The organism is Acinetobacter lactucae (assembly GCF_013344765.1).
Taxonomy (GTDB): domain Bacteria; phylum Pseudomonadota; class Gammaproteobacteria; order Pseudomonadales; family Moraxellaceae; genus Acinetobacter; species Acinetobacter lactucae_A.
On sequence record NZ_JABVBF010000086.1, the window covers coordinates 1 to 14,210 of the forward strand.

The following is a 14,210-nucleotide window of genomic DNA, read 5'->3' on the forward strand; positions in this document are numbered from 1 at the left end:
GTATCAAGTAACGCAATTAAACATTTGGCTGTTCATAATCTTTAAAAAAGGGGAATTTAAAGAAGATGAATGAAAATGCCGAGCTAATAAAATATATAGATGTTGCTGAAAATGTCTATGAACGTGTCTATGAAAACAATCAAGTTTCAAATAATTTGATTGTTAACCTTAATCGAATTATGGCGGAAATAAAAAAACAAGCCCAAGAAAAAGATCTGAAGTTAAAATATAATTCTATCGACTTTGAATATTGTTTGAGTTTACCCTTGGCAGATAGAGACATAAAAATTGATCTAAGCTTGATGCCTCACTTTGAACATCGTGATGAATGCATTTTATGGCTAACTAACTTTATTGGAAAAATTAGTGTGCAAAAAAAGATGATGAGGCAGAACCTAAGCTTTCATTAAAATTTATTAGAATTTAAATAGATGAGCCTCCGCTAGACAGCTTTTTACAAGTAAAGTAGAGGATAGCGCAGTATATTTGCTTGTAATCTAGGAATGAAAAAATTAACGTTACTTACACTTAAACAGTGATGCTTTATTCCAGGTCTATATTCCATAATTAGAAAATGACAGAGCGCTTTATAATGAAAAAATGTGTAATGACTTTGGCTGTTTTGATTCCACTTTCAAGCTTTAGTCTAGCCAATGATTCTACTGGCTATGTGGGTACGGGGGGGATTCAATATCTCAAAAATTCGCAGATTGCCATGCACAGCGAAGATCTATTTATCAGTAAAAAACTGATTAAGGTCGATACCTCTATAAAAACTTAAGCAATAAGAACGTAACGGAAACGATCTTATTTCCGCTCCCACGTATTGATAATTTTTTTGAGTCTGATTTTGCCCATACTGAAGAGCTTTTAAAAAGTTTTAAAATTGTGGTAGATGGTAAAAATATAAAACCTGATATGCATGTTAGAACGTTTATTCAAAAAGATGAGAAATCACCTTTAATTGATGTAACGGATGAGTTTAAGCAATGCGGTTTTAGTGAAAAAGAGATGTTAAACCCATGGCTACGTAATAACTATGATTATGAATATTATGTAGTTAAGCTAAAACAATGTAATAAGCCAAAAATACAGAAAATTTTAGCTAATTTTAAAAAAGATGATGTTATTCCATGGTCATCTCAAGTGATCTATAGCTGGAAACAAACCTTTAAAGCCAATAGTTTGACTAAAATTCACCATGAATATAAACCTTTGGTGGGCGGTTCTGTTGCTCTCTATCCAGATGAATATAATCAGCAATTTTGTATGGATAAACAATTTAAGCAGGGCTTAAAAAAAGCCAGTGCAGAAAATTCGCCGTTTAGTGCTTTGGGCTATATTTTGACGACTGGCGCAAATTGGGCAAAGCCAATTGAAAACTTTAAGCTCACCCTTGAGCGTGATAAGGATGAGCTAGTTTCATTTTGTTGGGATGGACCAGTTAAAAAGATTAGTCCCACTCAATTTCAAATGACCAAAACCAAGTTTGTACCCAAAAAAGACTTAGATATTATTTTTGTGAGAGTTAGATAATTTCATACAAGCTTCTTTTTAATCCAATAATCTAAACTGAAATAACGACCACCTCCAAGTACCAACAGTGCGAGGAGCATGACTAAATACGTAGCAGCAAACTCAATTCCATTATTTAAAATTACAAACGAACCACTTGAAGTGAGCCAGTCATAATTGCCGTAGGTTTGTAAGATTTCACGAGCCTTTTCTAGCTTTTCAGCCGAAGCTAAGACCTGCATGTTTGCAAAGGGTGCATTCGGATCAGCAATCGCTTGCCATCCATTCGGTAGGTGTACCGTAAATATAGCAACCAACATGGTAATCATGAGGGGAATACTAATTAAGCGAGTAAACAGGCCAAATGTTAAGAGTATTGCACCCGCTAGCTCTGTGGATGTTGCAAGCAGAGCCATTAAATATGGAAAAGGAAGTCCTAGCCCCCAATCTGAGTTGCCAAACCATTCTACAATGTCATTGAAGTGCATTAATTTATTTGTGCCTGCCATCCAAAATATAGGAACTAAATACAAGCGAAGAGCCAGAGCTGCGATTCCGTCCGCATGTTGTAGAGTTTTACCCAGTTTTTGATAATATTGAGATAAACCATAAATAAAGTTCTTCATGATAATTTCACATCCGATGCGATTGAATATTAATTAGTCGGATGAAAACTGTATTTCTTACATAAAAAATTTTTATTTACGGTGTAATAAAAAAGGATTTGGTCCGTCTAACTATATGTACAAATGTACAAACCGAGAATTTATCTTTTAAAGGAATACAAAAATGAACAAACTCAACTCAATGACCTCAGTGGCGGCATTATTAGCACTTTCAGTTGCTGGGGCTACACAAGTAGCTGTAGCAGCAACCCATACAACAACCGAAGCACACGCAACCAAAGCTGCAGATGGAAAATGTGGTGAAGCAAAATGTGGTGCTAACAAAATGAAAAATCATGAAAAGTCTGCCGAAGCAAAATGTGGTGCAGATAAAAAAGCAGCTGATGGAAAATGTGGAGCAACCAAAAAAGCAGCGGACGGCAAGTGCGGTGCAGATAAAAAAGTCGCTGACGGTAAGTGCGGCGCTAAGTAAACAATCTGATCATGGATGATGTCGACCTTCTGGTAAGCGTCGGCATCACTTCCAAAAGGAGAAATCGCCATGATGGATTTGGCTGGCGTAGGGCTGGGTTTAAGGCGTGATTTTATAGATTCATTTTTAGATGCAAAAACATGTCCCGATTTTATCGAAGTTGCTCCTGAAAACTGGCTAGGTTTTGGTGGTCGACATGCGAAATTACTCGCACAGTGTGTTGAAAAAGCCCCATTAATTTGTCACGGCCTGTCATTGTCTATTGGCGGTCCTCATCCACTCAATCTCGAATTTATTGGAAAAATAAAAAGCTTTTTAGAACAATATGATGTCTCTATTTATTCTGAACATTTAAGTTATACAAATGATGGGGGCTATCTATATGATTTGTTGCCCATTCCTATGACCGAAGCGGCTGTTAAATATGTGGCTGAACGTATTTTACGTGTTCAAGATATTTTAGGAAGACGATTAGTCATAGAGAATGTTTCTACTTATTTAATGCCTAATGCTGAAATGAGTGAAGCGGAATTTATCCGTGAAGTCCTTCAATATGCAGACTGTGATTTGCTTCTGGATGTAAATAATGTGTATGTCAACAGTATTAATCATGGCAGTGATGCGTTTGGGTTTATTCAGAAAATGCCAAAAGAGCGAATCCGTTATTTACATATTGCAGGGCATGAACAAGTTCAGAAAAATTTATTAATTGATACGCATGGGGCAGAAGTCTGTGACCGTGTATGGGAACTATTGAGATATACCTATCAAGTGTGTGGCGTGAAAGCAACTTTACTTGAGCGTGACTTTAATATTCCATCATGGCAACAATTAGAAGAGGAACTCGCCAAGATTAAACTCATTCAACAACAGGAGAGTGGCTATGAAGGGAAATCAAACATCTTTCCAAACCATGCAACACCAGTTTTGTGACTGGATTCGAGATCCTGATTTGGAATTACCTCAAGCTCTTCCTGCCGAACGAATGCATATTTATCGAGACTTACTTTTTAATAATGTCTGTTCATTTATTGATTTAGTTTATCCCGTGGCTCGTGTGATGTTGCCAGAGTTAAAGTGGCAACAATTACTCTCGGAATTTTTTCAAAAAGCCCAGTGTCGCTCACCTTTGTATAATGATATTTCTCTGGAGTTTAGAGAGTATTTGACAGATCAGCAGCACCCAATATTGCAAGAATATCCTTGGTTGGCTGAGTTGTTGCAGTTTGAATGGCTTGAGTTGTATTTAGATACTGTTGAAATTGAAAAAGTAGTCTTGCAGGAAAATTGTGATTGGCAGTTAACCACGCAGGTATGGGTATTGGTTTATCAATATCCCGTTTATACGTGGACAACTTTAATGACTCCAGAACAGGTCGAGCTTATGCCTGGCGCGATTATGGTCTGGCGAGATGAACAAGATAAAGTATGTATTGAACAGCTTTCGCCTTTGTTTGCTATGGTGATTGAACAGTTGACTCAAAATGTAAAGCTAACTGATCAAGATATTCATACGCTCATTCAATCTGTACTCACTGATTTGTCTGAACATGATATTTCTCTGCAAATTCAAGAACTAAAAGCACTGTTAACTCGAATGCGATTAATTCAAGTTCCCCATGATTTCAACGAGGTATCAGGATGACTTCGGCAGTGGGATCAGATCATGAAGAAATAGGGGATCAGCTGCATAATCCAGCCTTTTTACAAGACCTAAGACAGCAAATGATAAAATTTGCTTTTTTACAATTGTCTTCGCTTCCTCAAGCTGAAGATGTAGTGCAAGAGGCATTAACGAGCGCTTTTCAAAATTTAGGTTCATTTAAAGGGCGGGCTGCGTTCAAAACGTGGGTATTTGCCATTTTAAAAAATAAAATTATTGATGTGATTCGGCAAAAATCCCGTTTGGTCGCAATGAGTGAATTATTTAAAGATGAGGAAAGTGAACTGAGTATTGATGCACTGTTTGATGCTTCTGGGCATTGGAATAAATATGAAGCGCCTCAAGCATGGCGAAGCCCTGAAGAAATGATGGAGCAGGCAGATTTTTGGATAATTTTTGAAGCTTGCTTAGATCATTTACCCGCCAAATATGCGCAAGTTTTTATGATGAGAGAAGTGATAGAGCTGAGTTCCAACGAAATCTGTAGCAAGCTGGAATTGTCTATCTCAAACTTTAATGTGTTGATGTATCGGAGCCGTACCCGACTACGTGAATGTTTAGAAAATAAATGGTTATTGAAGGAGGATTGTTCATGCTGACATGTCGACAAGCCACTCAACTGTTGTCTGAAAAGCAAGATAGACCTTTGTTTTTACGTGAGCAAAGTAATTTACAACTACATTTATTGGCATGCCGATCATGCCGCCGTTATGCAAAACAGATCAAAACAATTAGTCAGCTTTCTAAAGCATTTAAAAGTTTTGATGGCTAATTTTATTTAAAAATTTATTTATTGCTAGCCTAATCACGCTCAGAACTCTCATACTATAAAAGTAAAGGAGTTTTTTAAGACAGGATGAAACGTGAATTTAAAGAATCTTGAAGCATTTTATTGGGTTGTGACTTTAAAGAGCTTCAATAAGGCCGCGACTAAATTACAAACCACCCAGCCTGCGGTATCTCAAAAAATCACAGCTCTTGAAAATGAATTAGGCTTTAAAGTTTTAGATAGAAACTATCGGCAGTTTAAACCGACTCATAAAGGCTTAACTTTATTTAAGTATGCCGAAAAATTTATGCGTCTAGAAACAGACCTAGTCGCTGAACTGACTGAAAATCAGCATTTGACGGGCACCATTCGTTTGGGAGTTTCCGAAACAATTGTCTATACATGGTTAGTCGAATATATCGAAAAGGTTCAACAGGAGTTTCCAAAAATTTCAGTCGAAATTGTGGTGGACCTTACGCCTAACTTACAAGAAGGTGTTCGGACGGGAGACTTGGACATGGCCTTTTTACTTGGGCCAACTTTAGCTTTTGAATGTATTGAACAAACTTTGTGTGACTTTGAACTAAGTTTCTTGGCTTCACCTTCATTTAAAGGAGGGGTTGCTCAAATGTCTTTTAAAACATTAATGTCACATACCATTTTAACTTATCCAAAAATTACCTATCCCTATAAAGAATTGAAAGCAAGAATGAAAGAACAAGGGATTGATGAACCACTTTCAATTACCAGTTATTCATTGGCAACGCTGTTGCGTTTAGCCGAGCAGGGCTTAGGTATTGCTGTGGTGCCGACCTTAACGGCGCTAAAAGAAATTACCGATGGCCGACTAGAAATATTAAATACGCCTATTCAATTAAAAACGTTCCATTTCACCTCAATCTACATTCAAGGAAACGACGTTGCCTTAAAAGAGAAATTGACTGATGTGGCGGTTAAGGTCTCGGAAAGTGCTATGAAAAGCCTCAATGAGCAAATTAAAAAATAAGCGCTATTCTTATTTCTCATAAAATATTTTTTCTTATTTTAAATGGGCTGCTTACATGCAAAGTCATAAAAGCAGCTTATGCAGTTTAATAAGTAAAGCTTATCCTGATTTTTTAAAAATTAATAAATTATTTAAAATCAAATATTTGAATTTTTAATTTTATGTAAAAAGTCTTATTGTTCGTAGGGATTAGCTATGTTTTTATTTTAGACACAAGATTTGATCACCGATTGTGTTGATTGGGGAACAGGGAATCTTTGTCATTTTAAAGGATTAAAGAATATCGTTTGGGACAAAAAATGGTGTTCTTGGTTCAACTTGAAAATAGCGTTGTTAAGCTCAAATGGATGAGGAACGCATTAATATGTCTTTACTGAAATCTTCTTTTTTATCAGATCGCCAATGGGCCATTGTAGCCTCGATCTTTATGATGGCAACCTCTGCAATGGGGCCCGGATTTTTAACCCAAACTGCTGTATTTACAGTCAAGTTAGGTGCGGCATTTGGCTTTGCCATTTTAGTTTCCATTCTGATTGATTATGTTGTTCAACAAAATATTTGGCGAGTGGTCACACTGACTCAAATGCGTGCATCGGATATTGCCAATAAGGCATTACCGGGTAGTGGTTATTTACTTGCATTTCTGGTGATTTTAGGTGGATTTTTCTTTAGTGTCGGTAACATTGCCGGTGCAGCTTTAGGTTTAAATGCACTTTTTGGCCTCGACACAAAGTGGGGCGGTATTTTAAGTGGCGCTTTAGCCATTTTGATTTTTGCCTCTAGAAAAGCAACGCTTGCGATGGATAAAAGCATGATCGTGTTGGGATTGCTTAAAATCCTGCTGATTATTATTGTGGCGGTTATTGTAATGCCTCCTGTTGGGCAAGCTGTACATCAAACCTTTGCTCCAGATCAGATTGACTTTGCCATTATTACCACCATTGTTGGCGGTACGGTGGGTGGCTATATCTGCTATGCAGGTGCACATCGTTTACTCGACAAAGGCGCTGTTGGCCCTGAAAATATTGATGAAGTTGCTAAAGCTGCGACTAAGGGTATTGTTGTGGTCGGCATCATGCGCTATGTGTTGTTTTTAGCGTTTTTAGGCGTGGTGGTGAGCGGTGCAACCATTGATTTAGCCAGCCATGACGCCAATCCTGCAGCTCAAGCATTCCAATATGCAGCGGGTACATTTGGTTTTAAATTATTCGGCTTAATTTTCTGGGCAGCGGGTATTAGTAGCACGATCGGCGCAGCATATACTTCAGTGTCATTCTTTACTGCATTTAAAAAGAACTTAACACCAAAACAAACCAATTATACGACCATTACCTTTATCGCATTAGCTTTATTACTCTATGTGTTATTGGGTGCAACTCCGGCAGGTCTACTCATTTTTGTAGGTGGTTTTAACGGTTTGGTGTTGCCAATTGGCCTTACAATTTTTGTATATGTTGCTGCATGCCGTAAAGATTTAATGGGGAATTACAACTATCCAAAATGGTTGCTTATTTTAGGTGGATTAACATGTCTGTTGACATGGTGGATGGGCTATATGTCGTTTACGACAGTGTTTAACTATTTGACCAAGCTTTAAGCCAGACTGCGTGAAGTAATAAAGGAATAATGCCATGTTTGTAGATTTAAATAGTGATTTGGGTGAAAGCTTTGGCTCATGGAAAATGGGTAATGATGACCAGATTTTACCTGTCGTGACCAGTGCCAATATTGCGTGTGGCTTTCATGCTGGCGACCCACTCGGCATTTTAAAAACGGTTCGTAAAGCAGTTGAGCTGGGTGTGATCATTGGCGCTCATGTGTCTTATCCAGACCTTGTAGGCTTTGGCCGCCGTAATATGGATTTGTCACGTGACGAACTGATTGCCGATGTGCTTTATCAAATTTCTGCACTCGATGGCTTGGCTAAAGTGGCAGGCTCAAAAGTGCAATACGTTAAACCACATGGCGCGCTCTACAATACCATTGCCCATGACCAAGCTCAGGCAGCAGCCGTGATTGATGCCATTAAAATGTATAACCCTGAACTGGTTTTAGTGGCTTTGGCGGGTTCAAACTTAGTCGAACAGGCACGTGCGGCTGGTTTAAAAGTCGTGTCTGAAGCATTTGCAGACCGCGCTTATAACAGTGATGGTTCATTGGTATCTCGTCGTCTCGAAGGTGCGGTTTTACACGACTCGGCATTTGTTGCAAGCCGTGTGGTGTCTATGCTTAAAAATGGTGGGGTTGAGTCAATTGACGGTGTATTTACCCCAATTCAAGCCGACACGATTTGCTTACATGGCGACACCGATGGTGCGCTAGAGATGTCGGCAGCCATTAAAGCCGAGCTTGTAAAAAATAATATTGAAATCCGCCCGTTTGTAAACAAAGCATAAGGATGAGCACAATGTATAAGGATATTAAAGTCGACCCAGCTCAGCTTGAAGCCGCTTTAGATGCACGTTTAAAAATCCGTGCAGGTTTTGATAAACCGACAGCAGGCATGGCGGCTGGCATGACGCAGGTCAATATGATTTCGGTGCCAAAAGAGTGGGCGTATGACTTTTTACTTTATGCGCATCGTAATCCACAAAGTTGTCCAGTGCTCGATGTGCTCGAAGAAGGCATCTATGCAACCAAGCTTGCCGCAGACTCAGACATCCGAACCGACTTTCCGCGTTATCGCATTTGGAAAGATGGCGAAATGGTCGATGAAGTGACTGATGCGAGAGAAATTTATAATGCTCATCCTGACTTGGTGACTTTCTTAATTGGTTGCAGTTTCTCGTTTGAAACCGCTTTGCAAGAAGCGGGGATTGAAGTTCGCCATATTCATGACGACACCAATGTGCCGATGTATTTAAGCAATATTAAGTGCCAACCAGCAGGGCGTATTTCAGGAAACATGGTGGTTTCTATGCGACCCATTCCATCGCATCAAATTAGTGAAGCGGTAAAAATTACATCACGTATGCCAGGCGTGCATGGCGCACCTGTACATATTGGTCACCCTGAAAGCTTAGGAATTTCGGATGTAAATAAGCCAGACTTTGGTGATGCCTCTCGCATTGAAGCAGGCGAAATTCCTGTGTTTTGGGCATGTGGAGTAACCCCGCAAGCGGCAGTTATGAACTCGAAAATTCCTTTTGCGATTAGTCATGCACCGGGGCATATGTTTATTACTGACATACCTGACCGTGCTTGGATTGGCTAATTGGACTAAAGAAGAATTAAAAGGATAAACAAATGCGTTTTTTATCGGTAAACGCCGATTGTTTTCTAATTGAGCTTGCAAGCCTAGAAGAAACATTGGCGTTGTACAATAAATTGCAAAATACGCAATTGAATGGAATTAAAGACTTAGTCCCCGCTGCAAAAACAATTTTGGTTTTTTTCAACGAAATCGAAACCAATTTTAAAACGCTGGTTGCTTCAATACAGAGCCTCAAAATTGATTCTGGATTTGAGCGTAGCAGCCAAGAAGTGATTGTCCCGATTCGTTACGATGGCGAAGACCTTGCGCAAGTTGCCGAGTTGCAAGGTTTGTCTGTGGCTGATGTGATTAGAAAACATCACCAAAGTGTCTGGAATGTGGCTTTTATTGGTTTTGCACCGGGCTTTGCTTATATGAGCAGTCCTGATAAGCCTTTTACCGATATTCCACGCTTAACGGTTCCGCGTAAAAAAATACCGTCAGGCTCTTTGGGTTTGGCTGGAAAATACTCTGGTATTTATCCAAAAGACAGCCCAGGTGGCTGGCAGCTGATTGGTACAACATCAGAAAAAATGTGGGATTTAGAACGTAAAAATCCTGCTTTGCTGTTACCGGGCATGACCGTACATTTTGAAGATGTCACGCATCAGCCTACAACCGTAAATGTACCGCAGCAAATCAAGCGTATGGTTGAGCCGAAACAATCGGTGCCACTGTTTACGATTACTGCGCCAAGTTTACAAATGCTTATTCAAGATGAAGGGCGTTTAAACCAGACCAATATTGGCGTTGGTGTGGCTGGTGCAATGGACTTATCTGCCATGCATAGTGCCAATCGTATTGTAGGTAATCCAACTGACACACCCGTTATTGAAGTTTTAAATGGTGGCTTAAAAGCCAAGATACAACATGCAGGTGTTATTGCAGTTACAGGCGCTATCTCAAACATTCGTGTGAAATTTGCTGACGGTCAAACCGCCGACTTTGCAAGTTATCAGCCGATTGATTTGGATAAAGGCGATGAATTTCAAATTCAGCCTCCAATAGCAGGCTTAAGAAACTATCTGGCAGTTCGTGGCGGTATAGACGTTGAACCGGTACTCAATAGTGCCTCGTTTGACAGCTTGGCAATGCTAGGTCCAGAGCCTTTAAAGCTTGGAGATACCATTTACCAAGGGCAGGTGAAGACAGCCAACATTAGCGTAAATGAAGTGGGCAAAAGCGACTTGCCACAAGCTGGCGAGTTGGTCGAGCTAGATATTGTGATGGGGCCTCGTACAGACTGGTTTGAACAAGACAGTATTGAGCTGCTCTGTCAGCAAGAATGGCTTGTGACCAATGAAAGCAACCGCGTTGGGTTAAGACTTTCAGGTGAGCAGCCTTTAACTCGCAAAATTACCCATGAACTGGAAAGTGAAGGCACATGCATTGGTGCTTTGCAGATTCCACCGAGTGGCCAGCCCGTTTTGTTTATGAATGATCACCCTTTAACGGGCGGATATCCGGTCATTGCCTCTGTTGCTAAACAGCATTGGGATTTGGTGGCACAGATTCCGGCGGGTTGCCGTATCAAATTTAAAAAAATTGCCGAATTTACAGATTTTGAGAATGAATGATGAATACAGAAAAATTATTGATTGCTAACCGTGGTGAAATTGCCGTTCGTATTATTCATGCTTGCCGTGATATGGGGATTGCTTCGGTCGCGTTATATGCAGATGACGATATTGGCAGCATGCATGTCGAACTTGCAGATGAAGCATGGGGCTTGGCTGGTGCGACTGCCAGTGAAACCTACCTAAATATTCCTGCCATCATTGAAGTTGCAAAAAAATCAAAAGCGACGATGGTTCATCCGGGTTATGGTTTTTTATCTGAACGTGCTGAATTTGCCCAAGCCGTGATTGATGCGGGCTTAAAATGGGTCGGACCATCGCCAAGTGCCATTGAAAAACTAGGTGATAAAATCGAAGCACGTAAAATTGCTGCTTCGGTCGGTGCGCCGTTAGTTCAGGGTACGCAAGATCCACTCAATAATGCAGATGAAGCTTTAGAGTTTGCTAAACAATTTGGTTTGCCGATTGCCATTAAAGCTGCATTTGGTGGTGGTGGCCGCGGCTTAAAAGTCGCGTGGAAACTCGAAGAAGTCAAAGAGCTTTATGAGTCGGCAGTACGTGAAGCAAAAGCTGCCTTTGGCCGTGGTGAATGTTTTGTCGAGCAATATCTTGATAAACCGCGCCATGTAGAAGCGCAAGTAATAGCCGACCAACATGGCAACATTGTGGTACTTGGTACACGTGATTGCTCGTTGCAACGCCGTAACCAAAAATTAGTCGAAGAAGCGCCAGCACCATTTATTAGCGATGATATTTACCAACAAATTTTAACCTCGGCAAAAAACATTTGTCAGGCCGCAAACTATGTGGGTGCGGGAACAGTTGAGTACTTACTAAGTCGTGACGGCAAGCTTTCATTTTTAGAAGTAAACACCCGTTTGCAAGTTGAGCATCCAGTGACCGAAGAAACGTCGAAAGTCGATTTGGTGGTGGAACAAATTCGTGTTGCGCAAGGTGAAGTGCTTTCTATTAAAGAAACACCAAAGGCACAAAGCCATGCCATTGAGTTTCGTATTAATGCCGAAGACCCAGCTCGCGGGTTTATTCCAGCCTTTGGTGTGTTGAGTTTGTTTGAAGCACCGTTTGGTCATGGTGTACGAGTCGATACTGGCGTTCGCACTGGGTCATTGGTGTCGAGTCACTTTGACTCACTTATGGCAAAACTAATTGTGACTGGTCCAACCCGTGAAGTTGCAATTGCCCGAGCTAAACGTGCTTTAAAACAATTTAAAATTGAAGGCGTGGCTTCGGTTTTAGATTTTCACCGCGCGGTACTCAACGAGCCTGACTTTACAGATGAATTTAATGTACACACGCGCTGGATTGAAAATGACTTTAAACAAGAATTAAAGCCAACCAAACGTGGCATTCCAAACCATCAACAGCCAATGCTGCTCAGCTACATTGAAATTGATGGCAAGTTACACCGTTTAGGTTTACCTGCGGGTATGTTTGCACAAGGCCCAGCTACCGCAGTTCAGGCACAAACAGCCGAGCCAGAAGTGAGTGCCGAGCATTTACTTGCTCCAATTAATGGTGTGATTAGCACTTGGAAAGTTGAAAATGGAGAGCAAGTTACCGAAGGCCAAGTGGTTGCCATTATGGAAGCCATGAAAATGGAAGTACAAGTACTGGCGCATCGCAGTGGTGTTATTCAGCTGAGTGCGGAAAAAGGTGCGACCTGTCATGCAGAAACTGTAATTGCTAGCATTGAGTGAGATTTAAATAAGAGATTTGGCCTAATTGAGCGCGACTTTAATGTGGTCAAATCCAATGCTTATTTATTCACTTAGTTAATTGTTTTTCACAGTACTCGTTAACTATTTTCAACTTGAAAAATAACGCCAATTATGAGATATTTATCACAGTTTAGTGATACCAAAAATTAATCACTGTATTGAAAGCTCGCATATGCGGGCTTTAATTTTTAGCCCAGTTTAAGCATTTCTCACTTAATGAGCTGGCAGCATAAAAATAATTTGAGAATTTGGCATCCACTCAAAGGCGAATTGAAGAAAGCGAATGAAAATTCTACCTTCATCTGAATATGATCAAATTCTAAAATACAGTGTCTATTGGCTCGTCATCTCAATTGTGATTGGAGTCGTAGCGGGGCTGGCTTCGACCTTAATTTTTGTTGCCTTCGATATTTCAAACAAAGTCCGAAGTCTGCATCACTGGCTCATCTACTTTTTGCCTTTTGTCGGTTTTGGTATTGGTTATCTGATTAAAAAATATGGATCGCCCATTGAACGGGGAACTCATTTACTCCTTGATGAAATTCACCAGCCGAAGTCGTTTATTCCAAAACGAATGAGCCCAATCATTTTTATCACCTCAATTTTAACGCAGTTGTTTGGTGGTTCGGCAGGACGTGAGGCGCCAGCAGTTCAGCTTTCAGGTGCCTTAATTGACCACCTGAGCCATATATTAAAAATCTCAGAAGATAACCGAAAAATTTGTCTAATCGCCAGTATTGGCGCTGGCTTTGCTGGAGTGTTTGGCTTGCCTCTGGCGGGTGCAATCTATGGTTTGGAAATTACTGCTTTAGGTAATTTAAGATATTCAGCTATTTTTCCATGTTTTGTGTCAGCGCTGATTGCTTCGACCATTCCGGAACTATTCGATATTGTTCATCCGCATATTTTTTATGTGATTAGTGAGTTTCCAGCTATTCATTTTGGCACGCTCATGAACTTGATTGCGGCTGGGCTGGTCTTTGGTTTAGCTGCACGTTTCTTTATTGCTGCCATTCATTTGGCGAGTGACCTCTTTTACAAGTACATTCGCTATTTGCCATTAAGAACAATGGTAGGTGGTATTGTGATTATGCTACTTACTTTGTTCACCGCACATCAGCAATACAACGGTTTGGGTACAGATAAAATCATTGCATCTTTTTATGTACCGATTGAGTTCTACGACTTTTTTAACAAGACCATTTTTACTGCCATTACTCTAGGTTCGGGCTTTAAAGGTGGCGAAATTACACCACTGTTTTATGTGGGGGCGACATTAGGTAATGCTTTAGGTGCGGTTTTAAACCTACCACTTTCATTGCTTGCAGGCTTAGGTTTGGTGAGTCTGTTTTCTGGGGCGAGTAAGGCGCCATTAACATCTATTATTTTAGCTGTTGAGCTATTTGGAATGAATGTTGCCACTTACGCCATTATTACGTGTTTGCTGGCAGCGCTATTTTCTGGAAATTGTGGGTTGTATCGCCGTAAAAAGTTGATGGATTAGTGAGGGGGGTATATTGAGGTTCGAAATGGGCTTGAGACAGTTGGTTAGATCTATTTCTTATAAATAAAATAAGTAGGTGTTATCAG

General features: G+C 40.2%; 14 protein-coding genes and 1 pseudogene. 14 read left to right on the forward strand and 1 reads right to left on the reverse strand.

Annotated elements, in window-relative coordinates:
- The first annotated feature begins 65 nt into the window (after positions 1–65).
- Together HUN22_RS10155 and HUN22_RS10160 are read left to right on the forward strand one after the other, a co-directional pair.
- Positions 66–410 carry a hypothetical protein gene (locus HUN22_RS10155; protein WP_174728750.1) on the forward strand — a complete coding sequence of 115 codons (345 nt, stop codon included), beginning with the start codon at positions 66–68 and terminating at the stop codon, positions 408–410.
- A 182-nt stretch (positions 411–592) separates the two neighbouring features.
- Positions 593–1,536: pseudogene (locus HUN22_RS10160) on the forward strand (DUF4424 family protein).
- 2 nt (positions 1,537–1,538) lie between these two features.
- On the opposite strand, the gene HUN22_RS10165 reads toward HUN22_RS10160, so the two are convergent.
- Complete coding sequence (locus HUN22_RS10165) at positions 1,539–2,141, reverse strand: HvfX family Cu-binding RiPP maturation protein (RefSeq protein WP_174728753.1); 603 nt, start codon at positions 2,139–2,141, stop codon at positions 1,539–1,541.
- Positions 2,142–2,304: 163 nt separating this feature from the next.
- Between HUN22_RS10165 and HUN22_RS10170 the strand changes: the two genes are divergently transcribed.
- The 12 genes from HUN22_RS10170 to HUN22_RS10225 all read left to right on the forward strand — a co-directional run bounded on the left by HUN22_RS10170 (position 2,305) and on the right by HUN22_RS10225 (position 14,124).
- Positions 2,305–2,613, forward strand: coding sequence for an HvfA family oxazolone/thioamide-modified RiPP metallophore (locus HUN22_RS10170; RefSeq protein ID WP_002122109.1), 309 nt, complete (start codon positions 2,305–2,307; stop codon positions 2,611–2,613).
- Between the two features lie 69 nt (positions 2,614–2,682).
- Positions 2,683–3,546 carry an HvfB family MNIO-type RiPP peptide maturase gene (locus HUN22_RS10175; RefSeq protein WP_174728756.1) on the forward strand — a complete coding sequence of 288 codons (864 nt, stop codon included), beginning with the start codon at positions 2,683–2,685 and terminating at the stop codon, positions 3,544–3,546.
- The gene (locus tag HUN22_RS10180) at positions 3,497–4,258 is read left to right on the forward strand and encodes an HvfC family RiPP maturation protein (RefSeq protein ID WP_174728759.1); all 762 of its coding nucleotides are present in this window, start codon (positions 3,497–3,499) and stop codon (positions 4,256–4,258) included. Before HUN22_RS10175 ends, HUN22_RS10180 begins: the two co-directional genes overlap by 50 nt.
- Positions 4,255–4,875 (forward strand): RNA polymerase factor sigma-70, encoded by a 621-nt coding sequence (locus HUN22_RS10185; RefSeq protein WP_174728763.1) that lies wholly within the window; start codon positions 4,255–4,257, stop codon positions 4,873–4,875. The genes HUN22_RS10180 and HUN22_RS10185 overlap by 4 nt, the downstream gene beginning before the upstream one ends.
- Positions 4,869–5,048 (forward strand): zf-HC2 domain-containing protein, encoded by a 180-nt coding sequence (locus HUN22_RS10190; protein WP_061875863.1) that lies wholly within the window; start codon positions 4,869–4,871, stop codon positions 5,046–5,048. Before HUN22_RS10185 ends, HUN22_RS10190 begins: the two co-directional genes overlap by 7 nt.
- 91 nt (positions 5,049–5,139) lie before the next feature.
- Positions 5,140–6,051 (forward strand): LysR family transcriptional regulator MumR, encoded by a 912-nt coding sequence (gene mumR / locus HUN22_RS10195; RefSeq protein WP_174728766.1) that lies wholly within the window; start codon positions 5,140–5,142, stop codon positions 6,049–6,051.
- A 343-nt stretch (positions 6,052–6,394) separates the two neighbouring features.
- Positions 6,395–7,648 (forward strand): NRAMP family divalent metal transporter, encoded by a 1,254-nt coding sequence (locus HUN22_RS10200; protein WP_014206320.1) that lies wholly within the window; start codon positions 6,395–6,397, stop codon positions 7,646–7,648.
- Positions 7,649–7,682: 34 nt separating this feature from the next.
- Positions 7,683–8,447 carry a LamB/YcsF family protein gene (locus HUN22_RS10205; protein ID WP_174728769.1) on the forward strand — a complete coding sequence of 255 codons (765 nt, stop codon included), beginning with the start codon at positions 7,683–7,685 and terminating at the stop codon, positions 8,445–8,447.
- A gap of 2 nt (positions 8,448–8,449) precedes the next feature.
- On the forward strand, positions 8,450–9,265 hold the full coding sequence (locus HUN22_RS10210) for a putative hydro-lyase (protein ID WP_174728772.1): 816 nt from the start codon (positions 8,450–8,452) through the stop codon (positions 9,263–9,265).
- Between the two features lie 32 nt (positions 9,266–9,297).
- Positions 9,298–10,881 (forward strand): urea amidolyase family protein, encoded by a 1,584-nt coding sequence (locus HUN22_RS10215; RefSeq protein WP_174728775.1) that lies wholly within the window; start codon positions 9,298–9,300, stop codon positions 10,879–10,881.
- Complete coding sequence (locus tag HUN22_RS10220) at positions 10,881–12,599, forward strand: acetyl/propionyl/methylcrotonyl-CoA carboxylase subunit alpha (protein WP_174728780.1); 1,719 nt, start codon at positions 10,881–10,883, stop codon at positions 12,597–12,599. Before HUN22_RS10215 ends, HUN22_RS10220 begins: the two co-directional genes overlap by 1 nt.
- 304 nt (positions 12,600–12,903) lie before the next feature.
- Complete coding sequence (locus HUN22_RS10225; RefSeq protein ID WP_174728778.1) at positions 12,904–14,124, forward strand: chloride channel protein; 1,221 nt, start codon at positions 12,904–12,906, stop codon at positions 14,122–14,124.
- Positions 14,125–14,210: the final 86 nt, after the last annotated feature.